Annotated in this window: 20 protein-coding genes and 1 tRNA gene; 13 read left to right on the forward strand and 8 right to left on the reverse strand. The window is 68.1% G+C overall.

Annotated elements, in window-relative coordinates:
* Positions 1–130 precede the first annotated feature (130 nt).
* From pcaF to JJB11_RS03420, 3 genes are read right to left on the reverse strand one after another with little or no spacing between them, the layout of a single operon-like run.
* The gene (gene pcaF, locus JJB11_RS03410; RefSeq protein WP_201166482.1) at positions 131–1,336 is read right to left on the reverse strand and encodes a 3-oxoadipyl-CoA thiolase; all 1,206 of its coding nucleotides are present in this window, start codon (positions 1,334–1,336) and stop codon (positions 131–133) included.
* A 20-nt stretch (positions 1,337–1,356) separates the two neighbouring features.
* On the reverse strand, positions 1,357–2,001 hold the full coding sequence (locus JJB11_RS03415; protein ID WP_201166483.1) for a 3-oxoacid CoA-transferase subunit B: 645 nt from the start codon (positions 1,999–2,001) through the stop codon (positions 1,357–1,359).
* Between the two features lie 10 nt (positions 2,002–2,011).
* Entirely contained in the window at positions 2,012–2,713 is a 702-nt protein-coding gene (locus JJB11_RS03420; protein WP_201166484.1) for a 3-oxoacid CoA-transferase subunit A, read from the reverse strand.
* A gap of 91 nt (positions 2,714–2,804) precedes the next feature.
* Between JJB11_RS03420 and JJB11_RS03425 the strand changes: the two genes are divergently transcribed.
* Entirely contained in the window at positions 2,805–3,608 is an 804-nt protein-coding gene (locus JJB11_RS03425; protein WP_201166485.1) for an IclR family transcriptional regulator domain-containing protein, read from the forward strand.
* A 4-nt stretch (positions 3,609–3,612) separates the two neighbouring features.
* On the opposite strand, the gene JJB11_RS03430 is transcribed toward JJB11_RS03425, so the two are convergent.
* Together JJB11_RS03430 and JJB11_RS03435 are read right to left on the reverse strand one after the other, a co-directional pair.
* Complete coding sequence (locus tag JJB11_RS03430) at positions 3,613–5,130, reverse strand: MFS transporter (RefSeq protein ID WP_201166486.1); 1,518 nt, start codon at positions 5,128–5,130, stop codon at positions 3,613–3,615.
* Positions 5,130–6,065: a dihydrodipicolinate synthase family protein gene (locus JJB11_RS03435; protein WP_201964579.1), complete on the reverse strand. Its 936-nt coding sequence runs from the start codon at positions 6,063–6,065 to the stop codon at positions 5,130–5,132. Before JJB11_RS03435 ends, JJB11_RS03430 begins: the two co-directional genes overlap by 1 nt.
* A gap of 182 nt (positions 6,066–6,247) precedes the next feature.
* Between JJB11_RS03435 and JJB11_RS03440 the strand changes: the two genes are divergently transcribed.
* A complete protein-coding gene (locus tag JJB11_RS03440) occupies positions 6,248–6,679 on the forward strand; it encodes a DUF1841 family protein (protein WP_201166488.1) in 432 nt (143 codons plus the stop codon).
* On the opposite strand, the gene JJB11_RS03445 is transcribed toward JJB11_RS03440, so the two are convergent.
* From JJB11_RS03445 to JJB11_RS03455, 3 genes are all read right to left on the reverse strand, one after another.
* Positions 6,676–7,218: a DUF4142 domain-containing protein gene (locus JJB11_RS03445; protein WP_201166489.1), complete on the reverse strand. Its 543-nt coding sequence runs from the start codon at positions 7,216–7,218 to the stop codon at positions 6,676–6,678. The two genes, JJB11_RS03440 and JJB11_RS03445, sit on opposite strands and share 4 nt — an antisense overlap.
* A 67-nt stretch (positions 7,219–7,285) precedes the next feature.
* On the reverse strand, positions 7,286–8,995 hold the full coding sequence (locus tag JJB11_RS03450; RefSeq protein ID WP_201166490.1) for a ClcB-like voltage-gated chloride channel protein: 1,710 nt from the start codon (positions 8,993–8,995) through the stop codon (positions 7,286–7,288).
* Positions 8,996–9,076: 81 nt separating this feature from the next.
* Positions 9,077–9,811 carry a c-type cytochrome gene (locus JJB11_RS03455; protein WP_201166491.1) on the reverse strand — a complete coding sequence of 245 codons (735 nt, stop codon included), beginning with the start codon at positions 9,809–9,811 and terminating at the stop codon, positions 9,077–9,079.
* Between the two features lie 92 nt (positions 9,812–9,903).
* Here JJB11_RS03455 and JJB11_RS03460 point away from each other — a divergent pair, with 92 nt between their 5' ends.
* The 11 genes from JJB11_RS03460 (at position 9,904) to JJB11_RS03510 (ending at position 18,591) form a co-directional block, all read left to right on the forward strand.
* Positions 9,904–10,746: an AAA family ATPase gene (locus JJB11_RS03460; RefSeq protein WP_201166492.1), complete on the forward strand. Its 843-nt coding sequence runs from the start codon at positions 9,904–9,906 to the stop codon at positions 10,744–10,746.
* 6 nt (positions 10,747–10,752) lie between these two features.
* Positions 10,753–11,676 (forward strand): hypothetical protein, encoded by a 924-nt coding sequence (locus JJB11_RS03465; RefSeq protein WP_201166493.1) that lies wholly within the window; start codon positions 10,753–10,755, stop codon positions 11,674–11,676.
* 9 nt (positions 11,677–11,685) lie between these two features.
* The gene (locus JJB11_RS03470) at positions 11,686–12,285 is read left to right on the forward strand and encodes a GNAT family N-acetyltransferase (protein ID WP_201166494.1); all 600 of its coding nucleotides are present in this window, start codon (positions 11,686–11,688) and stop codon (positions 12,283–12,285) included.
* 9 nt (positions 12,286–12,294) lie between these two features.
* Positions 12,295–13,485: a vWA domain-containing protein gene (locus tag JJB11_RS03475; protein ID WP_201166495.1), complete on the forward strand. Its 1,191-nt coding sequence runs from the start codon at positions 12,295–12,297 to the stop codon at positions 13,483–13,485.
* Between the two features lie 201 nt (positions 13,486–13,686).
* Complete coding sequence (locus JJB11_RS03480; RefSeq protein WP_201166496.1) at positions 13,687–13,893, forward strand: hypothetical protein; 207 nt, start codon at positions 13,687–13,689, stop codon at positions 13,891–13,893.
* A gap of 34 nt (positions 13,894–13,927) precedes the next feature.
* Positions 13,928–14,002, forward strand: a tRNA-Arg gene (locus JJB11_RS03485).
* Positions 14,003–14,395: 393 nt separating this feature from the next.
* Positions 14,396–15,367, forward strand: a complete 972-nt coding sequence (locus JJB11_RS03490) for a helix-turn-helix transcriptional regulator (protein WP_201166497.1) — start codon at positions 14,396–14,398, stop codon at positions 15,365–15,367.
* Between the two features lie 94 nt (positions 15,368–15,461).
* Positions 15,462–15,701, forward strand: coding sequence for a cupin domain-containing protein (locus tag JJB11_RS03495; RefSeq protein ID WP_201166498.1), 240 nt, complete (start codon positions 15,462–15,464; stop codon positions 15,699–15,701).
* Positions 15,702–15,824: 123 nt separating this feature from the next.
* The gene (locus JJB11_RS03500; protein WP_201166499.1) at positions 15,825–16,433 is read left to right on the forward strand and encodes a hypothetical protein; all 609 of its coding nucleotides are present in this window, start codon (positions 15,825–15,827) and stop codon (positions 16,431–16,433) included.
* A gap of 442 nt (positions 16,434–16,875) precedes the next feature.
* A complete protein-coding gene (locus tag JJB11_RS03505) occupies positions 16,876–17,475 on the forward strand; it encodes a PEP-CTERM sorting domain-containing protein (RefSeq protein WP_201166500.1) in 600 nt (199 codons plus the stop codon).
* A 222-nt stretch (positions 17,476–17,697) separates the two neighbouring features.
* Entirely contained in the window at positions 17,698–18,591 is an 894-nt protein-coding gene (locus JJB11_RS03510) for a LuxR C-terminal-related transcriptional regulator (RefSeq protein ID WP_201964580.1), read from the forward strand.
* Positions 18,592–18,615 lie beyond the last annotated feature (24 nt).

Raw genomic sequence — 18,615 nt, forward strand, 5'->3', positions numbered from 1 at the left:
GAGGACGCAAAGGTTACGCAGAGGACGCAAAAGGACACCCACTCAGGGTTTTCTCTGCGTCCTCTGCGTAACCTTTGCGCACTCTGCGTTCCTCTTGCTCGTTAGGCCACTTGGGCGGCCCCCGGCAGCGTCAGACCCGCTCGAGGATCACCGCGATGCCCTGGCCCACGCCGATGCACATGGTGCACAGCGCGTAGCGGCCGCCGCTGCGGTGCAGCTGGTTGACCGCCGTCGTGGCCAGGCGCGCGCCGGAGGCGCCGAGGGGGTGGCCCAGGGCGATGGCGCCGCCGTTCGGGTTGACCCGAGGGTCGTCGTCCTGCAGGCCCAGGGTGCGCAGCACCGCGAGGCCTTGCGCCGCGAACGCCTCGTTGAGTTCGATCACGTCAATCTGGTCGAGCTTGATGCCGGTCAGGGCCAGCACCTTCTGCGTTGCGGGCGCCGGGCCGATGCCCATGATGCGCGGTGCGACGCCCGCGGTGGCCATGCCGACGATGCGTGCGCGCGGCGTGAGGCCATTGCGCGCCGCCGTGCCTTCGTCGGCGATCAGCATCGCGCAGGCGCCGTCGTTCACGCCGCTCGCATTGCCGGCCGTGACCGTGCCGTCCGGCCGCACCACGCCCTTGAGCTTCGCGAGCGCTTCCAGCGAGGTCTCGCGCGGATGTTCATCCTTGTCCACGACGATCGCGTCGCCCTTCTTCTGCGGAATCGTGACCGGCACGATCTCGCCCGCGAAGAACCCCGACTTCTGCGCCGCCACTGCCTTCAGCTGCGAAGCGAGCGCCATGCGGTCCTGCGCCGCGCGCTCGATCTTGTACTCGGTCGCGACGTTCTCCGCCGTCTCGGGCATGGAGTCGACGCCGTACTTCTCCTTCATCAGCTTGTTGATGAAGCGCCAGCCGATCGTCGTGTCGTAGACGGCGTTGTTGCGCGAGAACGCCGACTCCGCCTTGGGCATCACGAAGGGCGCACGGCTCATGCTCTCGACGCCGCCGGCGATCATCAGGCTCGCTTCGCCCGACTTGATGGCGCGCGCCGCAGTGCCCACCGCATCCAGTCCGGAGCCGCACAGCCGGTTGATGGTCGCACCAGGCACCTCGATGGGCAGTCCGGCCAGCAGCGACACCATGCGCGCGACGTTGCGGTTGTCTTCGCCGGCCTGGTTGACGCAGCCGTAGAGCACGTCGGTGACGCTGGCCCAGTCCACCTTGGCATTGCGCTCCATGAGCGCCCGGATCGGGACCACGCCGAGGTCGTCGGTGCGCACGGAGGACAGGGCGCCGCCGTAGCGGCCGAAGGGTGTGCGAACGGCGTCGCAGATGAAGGCTTGCTTGGTCATGGTGTTCTCTCTCTCCGCATTCAGGCCGCGCGCAGGGGCAGGCCGACGAGTCGTTCCAGTTCCGCGTGCGACAGGCCCTCGACCGCGTCGATGAGCTTCAGGCCTTGCGGCGTGCATTCGAAGGTGGCGAGATCAGTGTAGACGCGCTTCACGCAGCCCACGCCTGTGAGCGGATAGGTGCAGCGCTCCACCAGCTTGCTGGCCCCCTGCTTGGTGAGCAGGTCCATCATCACCCAGGTCTGCTTCGCCCCGATGGCGAGGTCCATGGCGCCTCCCACGGCGGGGATCGCGTCCTTCTCGCCGGTGTGCCAGTTGGCCAGGTCGCCGGTGGCGGAGACCTGGAACGCGCCCAGCACGCAGATGTCGAGATGGCCGCCGCGCATCATCGCGAAGCTGTCGGCGTGATGGAAGTAGGCGCCGCCCGGCAGCAGCGTCACGGGCTGCTTGCCGGCGTTGATCAGGTCGTAGTCCTCGTCGCCTGCCGCCGGCGCCGGCCCCATGCCGAGGATGCCGTTCTCGCTGTGCAGGACGATCTCTATGCCGGGCGGCAGGTGGTTGGCCACCGCGGTCGGCATGCCGATGCCGAGGTTGACGATGGCGCCGTCGAACATGTCGCGGGCGACACGTTGTGCCAGTTGGTCCTTGGTGCGTCGGGTGAAGGCCATGTCGTGCTCCTCACGCCGCTTTCTTGAAGCCGCCGGCCTGCGTGGCCACCCGCGGGATCATCACGACCTGGCTGACGAAGATTCCCGGCGTGACGACCGCCTCCGGGTCCAGCTCGCCGAGCTCGGCGATGTCGTAGACGGTCGCGACGGTGCGCTGCGCCGCCATCGCCATCACCGGGCCGAAGTTGCGCGCCGCCTTGCGGAAGATGAGGTTGCCCCAGCGGTCGCCGCGCTCCGCCTTGATCAGCGCGAGGTCGCCGCGGATCGGGTACTCCAGCACGTAGGGCTTGCCGTCGATGACGCGGATCTCCTTGCCTTCGGCCAGCGGCGTGCCGTACGAAGTCGGGCAGAAGAACGCGCCGATGCCGGCACCGGCGGCGCGCATGCGTTCGGCCAGGTTGCCCTGCGGCACGAGCTCGAGTTCCAGCTTGCCGCTGCGGTACAGCGCGTCGAACACATGGCTGTCCACCTGGCGCGGGAAGCTGCAGATGATCTTGCGCACGCGCCCCGCCTTGAGCAGGGCGGCGAGCCCGGTGTCGCCGTTGCCTGCGTTGTTGTTGACGACGGTGAGATCCCTGGCGCCCTGCTCCAGCAGGCCCGCGATCAGTTCGTTCGGGATCCCCGAGGTGCCGAAGCCGCCGATGAGGACGGTCGCGCCGTCGCGCGTGCCGGCCAGCGCATCGGCGATGGAGGCCGCGATCTTGTTGATCATGGTGGGTCCTTGCTGCAGAAGGCGGGGCGGCCTTGATTGTTCGGATTGTGTTGTTCGAATTGCGAACAAGTGTTCGTATAATGAATTCTACATGAGCCCTGCGCCGCGAACACAAGACCCTGCCGCCGACCTGCGTCCCGGCGATGCCTACGTGCAGTCCTTCGCGCGCGGGCTCGAAGTCATCCGCTCGTTCAGCGCCGCCGCGCCGCGCCAGACCCTTTCGGAGGTGGCGGCGCGCACCGGCCTCACCCGCGCGGGCGCGCGCCGCATCCTGCTCACGCTGCAGACCCTGGGTTATGTGGCGAGCGACGGCAAGCTGTTCGCGCTGACGCCGCGCATCCTGGACCTCGGCTTCGCCTATCTCTCCTCGATGCCGATGTGGAACGTGGCCGAGCCGATCATGGAAGCGCTGGTCGAGGAGGTGAAGGAGTCCTGTTCCGCGGGCGTGCTCGAAGGCACGGACATCGTCTATGTGCTGCGCGTGTCCACGCGCAAGATCATGCGCAACAGCCTGGGCGTGGGCTCGCGGCTGCCGGCGTGGTGCACGTCGCTGGGCCGCATGCTGATGGCGGGCTTGAGCGACGAGGAGGTGATGGCCTTGCTGCGGGCCAGCGCCATCGAGGAGCGCACGCGCCACACGCTCACCGACGTCGACGCGATCCTCGCCAAGGTGCAGCAGGCCCGCCGCCAGGGCTGGTGCATGATCAACCAGGAACTCGAGGAAGGGCTGCTGTCCATCGCCGCGCCCGTGGTGAACCGCGCCGGCCGCACGATCGCGGCGCTGAACATCAGCGGGCAGGTGAACCGCACACCGCCGCGGCAGATGCAGGAAACGATGCTCCCGGCCTTGCGCGCCGCCGCGCAGGAAGTCTCACGGCGGCTCGCAGCCGCCTGACGCTTCAGTGCAGTTCGCGCTGGCGTGTCTCCACGCCGAAGCGGCCGATCAGGCCGAGGGCCACCACCGTCGTTCCCGCCGTCACCACCGCGGCCGCGCCGAGCGCCGGCACCAGGCCGAGCAGCGTCAGCCCCTGCGCCAGCGGTCCGCCCAGCTTCGAACACGCGGCGATCCAGCCGACCGCGCGCGCCCGGGTCGCGGCCGGATAGCTCTCGGCGGCATACGGCAGCAGCATCGCGAGGAGCGCGTTGCTGCCGATCACCAGCAGCGTGGTGCTCGCGAGCCACGCCGGCGCGCCGGCTCCGCTGCGCTCCACCATCAGCAGGCCCGCGAGGCCGGCCGCGGCGAGCGCGAGCGCGCCCAGCAGTGCGCCCTTGCTGGTCCAGTGCCCATACAGCCAAGCGGCCAGCAGCACCGTGGGCACGGTGAGGAAGGCCGAAGCGGCGAGCAGCGTGCTGGCCCAGCCCAGGCTGTGTCCCTGCGACACCAGGTGCGCCGGCAGCCAGAGCAGCACGCCGAACTGGATCAGCCCGGAGGCGAGGCCGCCGACGCTGAGCGCGCCGGTCAGGGGTAACGCCACACCCGGGAGGTCGGCGGCAGGCCGCCGCGCTTCACCTTCTTCCCGCAGCACGCTGCCGAAGCGCGCCAGCGTGGCCCGAGCCTCCTCGCGCCGGCCGATGCGCAGCAGGAAGCGCGGCGACTCGGGAATGAAGACGCTCAGCGCGATCAGCAGGAGGCCGGTCGGCAGGTTCAGGAACCACAGCGCGCGCCAGCTGAACACAGGCTCGATCCATGCGGCGGCCAGGCTCGCCACCAGGTAGCCGCCGCTGGCGCCGAGGCCGCCCACGAGGACCAGCACCCAGCCGCGCTGCCTGGAGGGCATGGTCTCCGCCAGCAGCGCGTAGGTGACGGGCAGCATGCCGCCGGCGGCCGCACCCATGAGGAAGCACATGCCGATGTTCCACGCGAGCGAGGGCATCGCCCCGCAGATGGACGTGCCGACGAAGAACACCGAGGACAGCAGGATCGAGGCGCGCCGGCCGAACACGTCGGCGAGCACGCCCCAGGCGATGGACCCGAGCACCGTGCCGCACAGCGCAGCGAACGGCAGCCAGGCGACGGTCAGCGCGTCAAGTTCATATTCGCGCCGCAGGCCCGGCAGCACGAAGCCGAGGCTCGCCGGCTTCATCACGTCGATGACGAGGGCGGCCGTGAGGACGCCCATCAGGCGCCAGTGCGCGCGGCCGAGGGGCGCGTCCTCCGGCGGCGCGACGTCCACGCGCGGCCCCCGCAGGTGGCCGGCGGGCAGCAGGCCCCAGGCGGCAAGCACCGAGCCGCCGAGGATGGCCGCCATGCCCCACAGCATGCCGGCGTCCATGGGCATGTCCGCGAGGCGGAAGCCGTCGAAGCGGCCCATCCAGTACATGGGCAGGTGCAGCAGCACGCCCGCCGTGACGGCGACGCAGCCGATGACGAAGGCAGCGAGGTGGCGCCGGTCGCGCAGCGCGGGCACCGCCCCCATCACGCCAGCTCGCGCAGCCGGCCTTCCTGCCGCTGAACGAGGAAGCGAATATCGGCAACATCCTGCGCCGACAGCTTCGGCCCCGGCTTGCGCACGAAGTCGGAGGCGATCACGCCGCGCTGCTTGAACAGGAACTTGCGCACGGCGAGGCCCACGCCGGCCTGCTGTTCGTACCTGGCGAGCGGCAGGTAGGCGTCGAACAGGTCGTGCGCGCGCGCACGCTCGCCCCGCGCATGCGCAGACACCACGTCCACCATCATCTCGGGATAGGCGAAGCCCGTCATCGCGCCGTCGGCCCCGCGCGTGAGCTCCTCCGGCAGGAACAGGCCGCCGCCATTGCCGCACAGGATCGAGAAACGCTTGACCTCGCCCTTGTCGCTCGCCGCGCGGTAGGCGCTCAGCTTGGCGAGACCCGGCCAGTCCTCGTGCTTCAGCATCACGCAGGTCGGCGAGTTCTTCAGGATGCGCAGGATGACGGAGGCGGTCATCTGCACGCCGGTGGAGACGGGATGGTCCTGCAGCACCCACGGGACCTGCGCGCCCAGGGTCTCGTCCACCATCTGGAAGTACGAGACGATCTGGTCGTCGGTGCGCAGCGTGGGCGGCGGAGCCACCATGACGCCGGAGGCGCCGAGGTCCATCACCGAGTCGGTGAGCTCCTTCATCGGCGCGAAGCCCGCGGCCGACGCGCCCACCACCACGGGCACGCGTCCCTGCACGCGCGCCAGCACGCGCTGCACGTAGCTGCGCGACTCCGCCATCGTGAGCTTGGTGGCTTCGCCCATGATGCCCAGCACAGTGAGGCCGGTGACGCCCTTCTCGAGCAGGAAGTCCACCATGCGGTCGGTGCTGGCGAGGTCCAGCGCGCCGGTGTCGGTGAACGGGGTGACGGTGATGAGGTAGACGCCCTTGGCGGACGCGTCGAGTTGGTTCACGGTGTGGGCCCTGCTTTTTCGATTCCCGGCATTCTGGCACTGCGACGCGCCATGCGAAGAAAGCCTGCATCGCGCCGCGACATGGCGGAGCATTCGAGGGGACTCGCCGACGAGCCGGGCGCGTCCATCCGCTTGCAGCCGAGCGACCGCCGCCGCAGCGGTCCGCGTGCTACGCTGGCCGCATGTTCAATCCCTCCCAGGAAGACGTGCGCCGCTTCTTCTGCGGCGTGCACGAGAAGGCGCGCCAGGGGCAGGTGCTCGACACGCTGGAGACGCTCGCGCATGAATGGCTGAAGGAGCACCCGGAGTACGACGCGGACCTGGCGGATGCCGAAGCTGCCGTGGCGCGCGTGTACGACGGCTCGGCTGGCGCGACCAATCCCTTCCTGCACCTGTCCATGCACCTGTCGATCAGCGAGCAATGCTCGATCGACCAGCCGCGCGGCATCCGCCAGGCCGTCGAACTGCTCGCCGTGCGGCGCAATTCGCTGCATGAGGCCCACCACGAGGCCATGGAGTGCCTGGGCCAGATGCTGTGGGAAAGCCAGCGTGCGGGACGCCCGCCCGATGGCGACGCCTACGTGGAGTGCGTGCAGCGACGCGCGACGCGCTAGAGGGCGGCGGCCGGGAGGCCGCCCTGCAATTGCGCGGCGGCATGCAGCTCGGCCTGCAGCTTCGGCAGGAACTCGCGGGCGAACGAACGCAGGGCCGGATCGGCCGCGCCGGATGCGGCCTCCTTCCGGAGCAGGTCGACCAGCCTTCCCTGCAGCACGGCCTCCTCCTGCAGCCAGCGCCGGTCGAAGGCCTCGCCGGCCAGCGGACGCAGCGCGGCGATCGCCTTGGCATCCTCCTCGTCCGGCTCGCGGGGCAGCGGCACTTGCGTGTAGAGCGAGAGCAGCGACAGCCGGCGCTCGACCAGCTTGTCCTGCAGCACCAGCGTGGTCGCCAGCTCGCGCACGTCGGCCTGCGCGGCATGCTTCTGGGCGAGCGCTCCCACGGCGATCACGGCCTGGTCAGCGGCGGCGGCGCGGCGCATGAACTGCCAGTCGGCCACCGAGGCACGCTGGTGTCCGTGGTGATGCGCGTGCGCGCCCGCTTGCGCGAGGGTCGCCGAGCAGAGCAGCCAGGATGCGATCAACAGGAGCCTGGCCACTTGAACATCCTTCCTGCGTGTACCGGTTGCCATGGGACTCACGCCTGGACAGGAATGTTCCGTCCGTTCAGCTGATGGCGAGCCGGTCGCGCAGCATCAGCACCAGGTCGGTCTTGGCCACGAAGCCCTGCAGCACACCGGCTTCGTTTAGCACCGGCAGGCGCTCGCCCGGATGCGCTTCGAACACTTCCAGCACCTCCCACAAGGGCATGTCCTGCTTCAGCCGGGGATAGTCGGGCTGCAGCAGCGCGGGCGGCCAGGCCGCGGCGGGATCGTGCGGCGCCTTGAGCAGCACGGCGAGATCGTGCATCGCGATGGCGCCGAGAAAGTGCCCTTGCCCATCGACGACGTAGACGTGGCGCCAGCGGCTCTCCAGCAGCCGCGCCTCCACCTTGGCGATGCTGTCGCCGGGCTGCACGCTGGGCGTCTGCGCATGCAGCAACTCGCGCGCGGTGACCAGGCGCGGATCGGTCGCCGCCTTGGCGCGTTGCGATGACGCGTAGATCGACTCGGGCCGCAGCAGCTTGGACAACGAGAAGGCCAGCACGCACGCGAGCATCAGCGGCGCGACGACCGAGTAGGTCCCGGTCATCTCGAAGATCATCAGCACCGACGTCAGCGGCGCGTGCGAGCTCGCGGCCAGGAAGGCGCCCATGCCGATCGCGGCGCCCAGCGGCACCGGCAGCGGGTGCGCGAACACGGCCTGGGTCGCAAGCGAGAACAGCGCACCGCTCACCGCGCCCATGAACAGCGTCGGCGTGAAGATGCCGCCGACCGCGCCCGAGCCCGTGGTCGCCGCGACGGCGGCGAGCTTGAGCACCAGCACGAGGAGCAAGGCCTGCCAGGCCCACGACCCCTGCAGCACGCCATTGACGACGCTGAAGCCGTTGCCCCAGACCTGCGGCGCCTGCAGCGACAGCACGCCCACGACCAGGCCACCCGCGGCCAGCTTGAGCGGCAGGCTGCCGTGCCAGCGGGCGAACGCCTTCTTGGCGCCGTCGAGCGCGGCCAGGTAGAGCGGCGCGGCCAGGCCGGCCAGCAGGCCCAGCACGGCGCACAGCAGGAACACCGGTGCATCGGGCGCGGCGACGGCGGGCATCTGGTAGAGCGCAGCCGAGCCGACCAGGGCCAGCACGGTGACGTGGGCCGTCACCGAGGCGATCAGCAGCGCGCCCAGCGTTTCGGTCGCGAGCGACTGCAGCACGATTTCGGCGATGAACAGCGCACCCGCGATCGGCGTGCCGTAGGCAGTGGTCAGGCCCGCGGCGGCGCCACACGCGACGAGCAGGCGCCGGCGCGGCACGGGCATCTGCCGCCAGCGCGCAAGCAGCGAGCCCGTGAGCGCCGCCAGTTGCACCATGGGGCCCTCGCGACCGATGGCACCGCCGCTCACGACGCTGCAGGCAGATGACAGTGCGCGCAGCAGCGAACTGCCCGCGTGCAGTTCGCCCCGGCCCAGCACCACGGCCTCCATGTAGTCACCGTGCGGGGCACTCTTCGCAAAGCGCTGCGACAGCAGCAGCACGAGCCCCGCCAGCAGGCCGCCGATGCACGGGACCAGCAGCCGCTCCCACCAGAGCAGGCGGGACGCCGCCTCGACCAGCCCACTGACGGGGCCGTACAGCAGGTGCTCGGTCAGCGTCAGTGCGGCCCGGAAACCCAGGGTCGCGAGCGCGCCGGTCACGCCCACGCAGGCGGCCCACGCCAGCGTGCGCTGCCACTCGGTGGGACGCAGCCGCTCCAGCAGCAGGATCGCGGTTTCGACGGGCTTGTGCATGGACTGCGCGTGGCTCTCCAATGAAAAAGCGGCCGGGCCGGCCGCTTCACAGGTGCGCGGCCCGCTGCGCGCGGGTCCGGTTCAGTGCTTGTGGAAGCGCGACTCCGGCACGGTCTGCAGTTCGCTGTCCAGGGACCCGACATAACTGGCCAGCGCCTTCAGCTCCGGGTTGGAGAACTGCTTGGCGATCGCGCCCATCACGCCGTTGTTGCGGCCCACGTCGGGGTTGTCGGTGGTCTTGTACGCCTTCAGCGCGACGAACAGGTAGTCCGGGTACTGGCCCGAGATCTTGGGATAGCTCGGGTCGATCGGCTTGGAGAGATTGGACCCGTGGCACGAGAAGCAGGCGGCCTTCTGGACGAGGCCGGCGACTTGCGTGTCGGGCTCCTGGTCCGGCTTGTCGCCCAGCTTGTCGCGGCTGTCGGCGCCGAGGTGCTCGTAGTAGTTGGAGATGTCGGCGATGTCCTGGTCGCTCAGGCTCGCCGCGATGCCGCGCATGGTCGGATGCTTGCGGTCACCGCTCTTGTACGCGTTCAGTGCCGCAGCGATGTACTTGGCGTTCTGGCCGGCGATCTTGGGGACACGGTAGACCTCCGGGAAGGTGCCCTTGTAGCCGACGATGCCGTGGCAGCCGAAGCACATCGCGGTCTTGGCCTCCAGCGACTTGGGGCTCGCCGGCGCGACCGGCGCCGCCGCTGCGGCAGGAGCCGCTGCAGCCGCCGGTGCCGCGCTGGCCGCGGGGGCCGCCTGCGCCTGCGCGAGGCTGGTCGCACAAGCGACAGAGAGGGCGAAAAGCGTGATCAACAACTTGTTCATTTTGCGAGCACAATCTGCCGAAGGTCAGTTTCTTTCGATCAACCGGCGATTATAGGGGGCGCACCCCAGCCGCCTTTTTCTCCTTCCATCCCATGAAGTTCCAAGGCTCCCAGAACTACGTCGCGACCCAGGACCTGATGCTCGCGGTGAACGCGGCGATCACCCTCAAGCGCCCGCTGCTGGTGAAGGGGGAGCCGGGCACGGGCAAGACGATGCTGGCCGAGGAAGTGGCGCAGGCGCTGGACATGCCGCTGCTGCAGTGGCACATCAAGTCGACCACGAAGGCCCAGCAGGGGCTGTACGAGTACGACGCCGTGAGCCGGCTGCGCGACTCGCAGCTGGGCGACCAGCGCGTGAAGGACATCCACAACTACATCGTCAAGGGCGTGCTGTGGCAGGCGTTCACCGCCGACGCGCCGGTGGCGCTGCTGATCGACGAAATCGACAAGGCCGACATCGAGTTCCCCAACGACCTGCTGCGCGAGATCGACCGCATGGAGTTCTACGTCTACGAGACGCGCGAGCTGGTCCGGGCGAAGCACCGCCCGCTGGTGTTCATCACCTCGAACAACGAGAAGGAACTGCCGGACGCCTTCCTGCGCCGCTGCTTCTTCCACTACATCAAGTTCCCGGATGCGGACACGATGAAGCAGATCGTGGACGTGCACTTCCCCGGCCTGAAGAAGGAACTGCTGGGCGCCGCGCTGAAGACCTTCTACGACGTGCGCAACCTGCCCGGGCTGAAGAAGAAGCCCAGCACCTCCGAGCTGCTGGACTGGCTCAAGCTGCTGGTGGCCGAGGACATCCCGGTCGAGGCCCTGCAAAGCAGGGACGACAAGGTGGCCGTGCCGCCCCTGGTGGGCGCCTTGCTGAAGAACGAACAGGACGTGACCCTGTTCGAGAAACTCGTGTTCATGCAGCGGCACAACCGCTAGGGTTCCATGCGCGCGTCCCGGCTCCTGCGCACCACCGGCTCCGCCTTGATGCTCGCCGCGGCGGCGGCGCGTGCCGAGGCACCCGCGCCTTCCTCGCCGCCCGGACCGGACCTGCGCAGCTTGTGCGAGACGATCTCGATGAACCCGGCGGACGGCAAGGAGCTGGCGCGCCGGTCCGAGTGCGTGCTCTCGGGCGTCCTGCCCAGCACCGACCGCATTGGGGAAGCGCGCATGCTGGCGAAGGCCGCACTCGCAGCCGGCGAGCCTTCGGGGGGCCTGATGCTGTATCTCGTGTTCCAGGCCGATCCCCGCAACCAGTTCGTGCGCGCAGGGCAACCCGATCTGCAGGCGTACCGGCGGCTGGCCGCGCGCAGCTTGCAGCAACGGCAGGAGCAGGTCGAAGCAATCGAGGGGCTGGGCTTCGCGGCCGGCCGCAACCACGCGGCGGCGGGCGTGCTGCTGGCCACCTATTTCCACGGCACGGTCGCGCCCCGCAACGTGCAGCGCACGGGTGCGATCACCGCGCTGCTGCTGCGCAACGGCGAGCGCACACCCTCCGTGGAGCGGTTCGCGCACGAGGCGGATGCCATCGTGCGGGTCGGCGCCGGCACGCAGGCTTCGGTGCGTGGCTTCATGGAGACCTACCGGCAAGCCGTCGACGTGGTGCGCAGCGCGTATGCGTCCCAAGCCGGCGCGGGCCGGGCCTGCGACGCGCCGCAACTGACATCGGTGAGCGCCGGCGCGATCCAGGGCGCGCAGTACCTGCCCCTGCAGGGCAACATGGTGCGGGACAGCTACCTGGTGCAGGGCGACTGGACGGAGTCCTGGACCTTCCAGGCCTGCGACCAGGAGATTCCTGTGAAGGTCGGCTTCGCCGCCGACGGCTGGGGCGGCACCACCTCCAGCGTCCATATTGACAAGGGTGATTGAGGACGAGGCATGAGAACGCCGGAACCCGTGACGCTCACCGGCGGCAGCGTCCGCCTGGAGCCGCTGCGCACCGAACACGTCGCGCCGCTGGAAGCGGCCGCCCGCGACGGCGAACTGTGGAACCTGCGCGTGACCTCGGTCCCCGCGCCGGGCGAAACCGCCGCCTATGTCGCCGCCGGACTGAAGGGGCAGGCCGATGGCCACATGCTGCCCTTCGTCGTCGTCGACACGGCCTCGGGCCGCGTGATCGGCAGCACCCGCTATCACGACATCGTGCCGGCCGTGGAGCGGCTGGAGATCGGATACACCTGGTATGGCCGGAGCTGGCAGCGCACGCACGTCAACACCACGTGCAAGCTGCTGCTGATGCAGCACGCATTCGAGACGCTGGGCGCGCAGCTGGTGGGCTGGCGCACCGACAACTACAACTTCGCCTCGCAGCGCGCGATCGAGCGGCTGGGCGCGCGCCGGGACGGCGTGCTGCGCCACCACGCACTGCGGCGTGACGGCACGGTGCGCGACACCGTCATGTTCAGCCTGGCCGCAGGCGAATGGCCCGAGGTCAAGGCGCACCTGCAGTACCAGCTCGCGCGCCCGCGCGGACAATAGGAAAGCGCCATGCTGATCGATTTCTTCTACACGCTGCGCAGCGCCAAGCTGCCGGTATCGGTCAAGGAATACCTGACGCTGCTCGAAGCGCTGCAGCAAGGCGTGGTCGGCCCGCAGAGCGACGGCGCCTGCAGCCTCGACGACTTCTACTATCTCGCCCGCACCGCGCTGGTGAAGGACGAGAAGCACTACGACAAGTTCGACCGCGCCTTCGCCGCCTACTTCAAGGGCGTGGAAATGCTGGCGGATTTCAGCAAGGACGTGCCGCTCGAGTGGCTGCGCAAGAACCTGGAGCTCGAACTCTCGCCGGAGGAAAAGGCGAAGATCGAGAAGATGGGGTGGGACGAGCTCATGGAGACGCTCAAGAAGCGCTTCGAGGAGCAGAAGGAGCGGCACGAAGGCGGCAGCAAGATGATCGGCACCGGCGGCACGTCGCCCTTCGGCGCCTACGGCTTCAACCCGCAGGGCATCCGCATCGGCCAGGACAAGAGCCGCAACAAGAGCGCCGTCAAGGTGTGGGACCAGCGCGCCTACAAGGACTACGACGACAGCCAGGAACTGGGCACGCGCAACATCAAGATCGCGCTGCGGCGGCTGCGCAAGTTCGCGCGCGAGGGCGCCGAGGAGGAACTGGACCTGGACGACACCATCAAGTCCACCGCCGCGAATGCGGGTTACCTGGACATCAAGATGGTGCCGGAGCGGCACAACAACGTGAAGGTGCTGCTGCTGATGGACGTGGGCGGCACGATGGACGAACACATCCACCGCGTCGAGGAGATGTTCTCCGCGGCGAAGGCGGAGTTCAAGCACCTGGAGTTCTACTACTTCCACAACTGCGTCTACGACTTCATGTGGAAGAACAACCGGCGCCGCTTCAGCGAGAAGTTCGCGACCTGGGACATCATCCGCAAGTACAACAAGGACTACAAGCTGGTGTTCGTGGGCGACGCGACGATGAGCCCCTACGAGATCCTGCAGCCGGGCGGCAGCGTCGAATACAACAACGAGGAAGCCGGCGCCGAGTGGCTGCAACGCCTGACGAACGCCTTTCCCAAGTTCGCCTGGATCAATCCCGAGCCGCAAGGCGTGTGGCAGTACCGCCAGAGCATCGCCGTCATCCAGCAGTTGATGAACCAGCGCATGTACCCGCTGACGATCAAGGGCCTCGAAGAGGCCATGCGGCTGCTGTCGAAGTAATCCTTTCGGGTTCGTTCGCGCCGAGAGGAGGAGCGGCGCTTGGTGCCGGAATCGCCCATGCGGGCCTTGGTGCGACGCCCCGGCCGCGCAGCCCGCCGCCCGTCCGATGTCCGACGCCGCCCGTAGCGGGCGCCCTACAGGTGCGAGAAATTTTCTTGCCTACCTTGGGTGGCTCGTCGCAGCATTCGTCCGAGTCCATCCATGTCTACCCCCTTCGCGCCCCGCCGCCCCGTCTTCGACGCCGCTGCGCCTTGCCGCGAAGGCCGCGACAGCGAGCTCGCGCGCCGCACGACTGCCCTCGTGCTGTGCCCCCGCTCCGAAGCCGCGCCAGGTGGCTGGCTGTTGCTCCTCGCGGCCAGTTGCACGTACGTCGCCGTGCGCGCGCTCGAACTCACTTCGGCCTTCTGACCGGGCTGGCACCGCGCCCTACAATGGCGCACTCGCCGCCGTAGTTCAATGGATAGAACGAGCGCCTCCTAAGCGCTAGATACAGGTTCGATTCCTGTCGGGGGCGCCAGTGCGCACGCTGCGTCCGCATCAGGCGCAAGCACGCCGTCCGGCTGCACGCCACCCCATCTCGAACCTATTTGGCGGCCGCCATGGCCGGCATGTTCCCTGCGGCAACTCCGTGATCGGCGGGCCGTGCCCCGCTTCTGCGTTCTCCGCGCCATCCAGGACCCTCGGTGGCTACGTGTCCGCACCTCACGAATCCGACTCATTCCCTAAGCCGCGCCAAGCACGGGTCGTACGCACTTTGCGACATAGTTTCAACCTTTGTAGCACTTTGCCGCCTTTTGTACGATGGACCGCGGACAGTGCCTCGTTTAAAAAAGCCCGTCGGTAACAGTTGTCACGCAGTCATGACGGTTCTAACAATATGAACGAACGTATTCCGGAGTGGTCCAGGCAGTTGTTCGCCGCGGCGATCAACGACGGCCGCTACGGCAACACATGGGCCGCGCTGGCCGAGCATCTCCACGCGTGCAGGGTACAACTGCTGCGGGATATCTCGATCGACGACACCACCGCGGGTGGAGTCCAGCCATTCGACGCGGACGTGCGCCACCCGGTGCTCGCCCACACGCTGTCGGCGGGCGGCGCTCGCCATGGCCTGTGCGCATGCATCCGCCCTGCGGACCACGGAGCGGACGTCCTGGTCGTGCTGCGCACGGACAGTCCGTTCACGGAGGAGGAGCGTTCCTCGATCGAGATGCTGACGGCGCACATCCACGCCGCGCTGGATCTGCGGGACCAACTCGCGTCCACGTTGCCGACGGCTGCCAGCGTCGCCCTGTTGACCAAGCTGCTTCCCGTTCCTTGCCTGCTCACGGACGACGCGGGCCGCTGCATCGAGCGCAACGAGGCATTCGACCAGGTACTACCGACCCTGGCCGGATCGCTGCGCGCAGGCCGCGTCGTGTTCCAGGATTCGTTCCTCCAGGATTCCTGGACTCAGGCGCTCCAGGAAGGCCGAGCGACCGCGATTGCGCAGTCGCTGCTGGCGACGACACGCAATGGCACACGGTGGAAGATGCACCTCGTGCCCTTCGCCTGCGTCGGGTCGCTGGCCGATCGCACGCCGCGCCACCTCACCTTCGCCCTGTTTGAGCGATTTGCCGCTCCGCCGACGCAAACGCTGACCGTGCCTTCATCGCGGCCCCTGACCAAGGCGGAACTCGAGGTGCTGGCAAGCCTGCTGCTCGGACAGACCGCCAAGGTGATCGCCCGCACGCGCGGGGCGTCCGTGAACACCGTGCGCAGCCAGATCACGGCAATCCTGGCGAAGACGGGTCAGCACACGCAGAAGGAACTGATCGCGTCCTTCAGCGCAAGCGCATTCGAGTCGCTGGTCTCGAGATACGAACCGGGCGATTCGCAATGAAACGCGACAAGCGCTTGCAGTCGAGACGCAGCGCGTCATGCACTTGCATGTGCGCCCGCGCGACCGTGGCGCGACCGGCACGGGGAGAGCGCTGATGCACATGATGCGCGCGCACTATCCCGCCGGATTTCGCGTGCAGCCCGCGAGGCACGCCGACCATCGGGTGGCGACTGTGCTCGCTGGCACGCTGTACGTCGGTTTCGGTGAGCGGTTCGAGGAGAACCGGCTGGTCGCCGTCCCCAAGGGCGCTACGTGGACCATCCCCGCACGCCAGCCGTACTACCTGTGGGCCAAGGAAGGCGCCGTCCTGCTGCAGGTGATGGGCAACGACTGAATCGGCTGCGCGACGCGCACCCTGTCGGCCTCGCACCGATGCTTCCTTGGATTCCTTGGAGCTATTGGCAAGCCCGACCCGCTGACTCAAACTGACGCGGCCCCACACTAGGAAGGCCGCCCCATGCCGATCGCTCTTTTTCGCCCGCTCCTCCTCGCTTGGGTGCTCGCCTTTGCGGGTGTGGCGCAGGCCGCCACCATGACGGCTCCGGTCGACGCCGCGGGAAATTTCGTGGTTACGGATACGACCGGCCCCCACACGCCGGTGAGCTACAGCTTCAACATCATCCCCACGACGTATCCGAACCCGACGGTCTATTTCGACCTGAACGCGTTTGCCCAATCGCCTGCCGTCATCAAGACCCAGATCGCGGCCGCGTACTCCACGAGCGCCTCGCTGCTGGCGACGGCAAGTACCTGCGACCACTTCCCCTGTGCAGGAGCGAAGGCGACATCGACGAAGTTGACGCTCACGAACGTCTCCCCGTTCGACTACCTGGCGGTCCACTTCGGTGCCAACGAGCTGTTCTTCCACTGGGCGACTCCGATCACGTCCGTGGTGTTGACGGCGATCTGCGACGATTTCCCTGCCGGCCTGAGCAACTATCGCAGCTACCTCAGCCTCACCACGCCCGTGACCGGCGCCCTCGCGCTGTTCCTCGGCGCGCTGGGATTCCTGGGACTGCGCCGCAAGGTGGTGCAGCCCAGGAGCGCTGGGCGGATGGCCGCCTGACGGTCCAAGCGCTTGCAGGCCGGGCGCGGCGCGCTCGTGCGTTTGCAGGTGCACCGGCGCACTCGCGGCGCGACAACCTCGGAGCGCTGATGCACATGATGCGCGCGCACGATCCGGCGGAATGTCGCATGCAGCCTGCGCAGCACTCAGACGACCGAGTGGGCACCGTCCTCGCCGGCACGCTGTACGTTTCGGCCAGCGGTTGGGGGAGCACCGGCTCGTCGCACGCCCAATAGCGGCACGTAGACCATCTCCGCAGCCCGCCCCGGCACCTGTGGGTCAAGGAAGGCGCCTCCTGCTGCAGGTGATTCGCCATCATTGAATCGCTGCGCGACGCGCGGCTTGTCGGGATCGCAGCGATGCGTCCTTGGATTCCTTGGAGCTATTGGCAAGCCCGACCCGCTGACCCAAACTGATTTGGCCCCACACCAGAAAGGCTGATATGTCACTTCCTCTTTTTCGTCCCATTCTCCTTGCATCGGTGCTCGCCCTCGCGGGGGCGGCGCAGGCCGCCACCATGACGGCACCGGTCGACGCGTCGGGAAATTTCACCGTCACGGATACGACCGGCCCCGGCACGCCCAGGACCTATAGTTTTAGGATTGACCCCACGACGGCGCCGACCCCGTCGATCTATTACGACAACAGCGTGCCCGACCAGTCCGTTGCCGACATCAAGATCGACATCGCGGCCGCGTACTCCACCACCGCTGCGAGGCTGTCCACCGCCAGTACCTGCGACAGCTTCAACTGTCCGGGAGCGACTGCGTCGTCGACCCAGCTGACGCTCAGGAGCGTCTCTCCGTTCGACTACCTGGCGGTCAACTTCGGCGCCAACGAACTGTTCTTCCACTGGGCGAGTCCGATTCAGAACGCGGTGTTGACGGCGGTGAACGGCTTCCCTGAGGGCCTGACCAACTACCGCAGCTACCTCACCACGCCCGTACCCGGCGCCCTCGCGCTGTTCCTGGGCGCGCTGGGTTTCCTGGGCCTGCGCCGCAAGGTGGTGCAGCCGCGGGGCGCCGAGCCCATGGCTGCTTAAGTACTCACGCAGGCAATGCCAAAAATGCCGTGCGCGAAAGCGCACGGCATTTTTCTTTCTTGCAGCTTGCAGCGTTCGGCAAGGACATACGCCAGACGGAGGATGCTGCATGCTGCAAATGCGTGATGACTCCGGATGCAGATCGCACAAACAATCACCTCCCCTTCGCGCTATTGCCGTCACTTGGCGATGCTGCGACACCTGGATGCGGCGAGGCTGGAAATGTCGGAACTCACACTGCAACAAAACATCGCTTGGAACGAACACAAGGCGGGCTCCCTCCTGTCGCTGCTGCAGGGCGCGCTCGCGCCGCGCAACCAGCTGGGATGGTCTCGCTGGCTGCAGGGGGAGATCCAGCTGTTCCTGCGGCACGACGTGCTGATCGCCGCCTGGGGCGACTTCCGCTCCGGCGCGCTGGCGTACGACGTAATCACGCGCAGCCCCACGCTGGGCCCCTGCGCCTGGGCGACGCACGAGATCGAGCCCATGATGCTCAAGCTATTCGCCAGGTGGGTTGACGCGCAGCAGGAACCCGTGGTGATGGATGCGGAACGCCTTTCCAGCGACACGGGCCACTCGCTTCCCTTCTGCCGCTCGGCGCTCGTTCACGGCGTGCAGGACCGTCGCAGCCACTACGACTGCATCTATCTCTTCCTCGGTCCCGAGGAACTGGCCAGCCCCTTTTCGCAGCAGGTGTGCCGCATGGTGCTTCCCTTCATCGACCTCGGTTTCCGGCAGCTGCCGGATCGTGGCCAGAAACGCGCGAAGCACGAACTCTCGGGGACCGGCTTCGGCAACAGCAGCTTTGCCGAATGCCTGGCGGCCGAGCGGCCCGGTTCGTCGAGTTCGGGCGACTCGCGTTTCGGCGACAGCGGCTGGCCCGAGCCAGCGGCCGGCGAGCGGGGCAGCCCCCTCAGCGCGCGCGAACTGGAGATCATGCAGTGGGTCCGCATGGGCAAGACCAACGCGGAGATCGCGATCATCCTGAGCCTCAGCACGTTCACGGTGAAGAACCACATGCGCCGGATCTACCGGAAGCTGGACGTGCTCAATCGTGCGCAGGCCGTCGGCAGCCTGGAAGCCATGCAGCCCGGTCCCCGGTCCGCCGCACGCTGAGACCGCACCGCCGCGCGAACGCGG

This window comes from Ramlibacter ginsenosidimutans (assembly GCF_016654015.1).
Lineage (GTDB): Bacteria > Pseudomonadota > Gammaproteobacteria > Burkholderiales > Burkholderiaceae_C > Ramlibacter > Ramlibacter ginsenosidimutans.

Bases quoted from the DNA above. Each gene is read 5' to 3' on its own strand.
- JJB11_RS03420 (WP_201166484.1), bottom strand. From the start codon at position 2,713: ATGATCAACAAGATCGCGGCCTCCATCGCCGATGCGCTGGCCGGCACG.
- JJB11_RS03415 (WP_201166483.1), bottom strand. From the start codon at position 2,001: ATGGCCTTCACCCGACGCACCAAGGACCAACTGGCACAACGTGTCGCC.
- JJB11_RS03480 (WP_201166496.1), top strand. From the start codon at position 13,687: ATGTCTACCCCCTTCGCGCCCCGCCGCCCCGTCTTCGACGCCGCTGCG.
- JJB11_RS03460 (WP_201166492.1), top strand. From the start codon at position 9,904: ATGAAGTTCCAAGGCTCCCAGAACTACGTCGCGACCCAGGACCTGATG.
- JJB11_RS03505 (WP_201166500.1), top strand. From the start codon at position 16,876: ATGTCACTTCCTCTTTTTCGTCCCATTCTCCTTGCATCGGTGCTCGCC.
- JJB11_RS03430 (WP_201166486.1), bottom strand. From the start codon at position 5,130: ATGGGGGCGGTGCCCGCGCTGCGCGACCGGCGCCACCTCGCTGCCTTC.
- JJB11_RS03495 (WP_201166498.1), top strand. From the start codon at position 15,462: ATGCACATGATGCGCGCGCACTATCCCGCCGGATTTCGCGTGCAGCCC.
- JJB11_RS03500 (WP_201166499.1), top strand. From the start codon at position 15,825: ATGCCGATCGCTCTTTTTCGCCCGCTCCTCCTCGCTTGGGTGCTCGCC.
- pcaF (WP_201166482.1), bottom strand. From the start codon at position 1,336: ATGACCAAGCAAGCCTTCATCTGCGACGCCGTTCGCACACCCTTCGGC.
- JJB11_RS03465 (WP_201166493.1), top strand. From the start codon at position 10,753: ATGCGCGCGTCCCGGCTCCTGCGCACCACCGGCTCCGCCTTGATGCTC.
- JJB11_RS03470 (WP_201166494.1), top strand. From the start codon at position 11,686: ATGAGAACGCCGGAACCCGTGACGCTCACCGGCGGCAGCGTCCGCCTG.
- JJB11_RS03450 (WP_201166490.1), bottom strand. From the start codon at position 8,995: ATGCACAAGCCCGTCGAAACCGCGATCCTGCTGCTGGAGCGGCTGCGT.
- JJB11_RS03455 (WP_201166491.1), bottom strand. From the start codon at position 9,811: ATGAACAAGTTGTTGATCACGCTTTTCGCCCTCTCTGTCGCTTGTGCG.
- JJB11_RS03475 (WP_201166495.1), top strand. From the start codon at position 12,295: ATGCTGATCGATTTCTTCTACACGCTGCGCAGCGCCAAGCTGCCGGTA.
- JJB11_RS03440 (WP_201166488.1), top strand. From the start codon at position 6,248: ATGTTCAATCCCTCCCAGGAAGACGTGCGCCGCTTCTTCTGCGGCGTG.
- JJB11_RS03425 (WP_201166485.1), top strand. From the start codon at position 2,805: ATGAGCCCTGCGCCGCGAACACAAGACCCTGCCGCCGACCTGCGTCCC.
- JJB11_RS03510 (WP_201964580.1), top strand. From the start codon at position 17,698: ATGTCGGAACTCACACTGCAACAAAACATCGCTTGGAACGAACACAAG.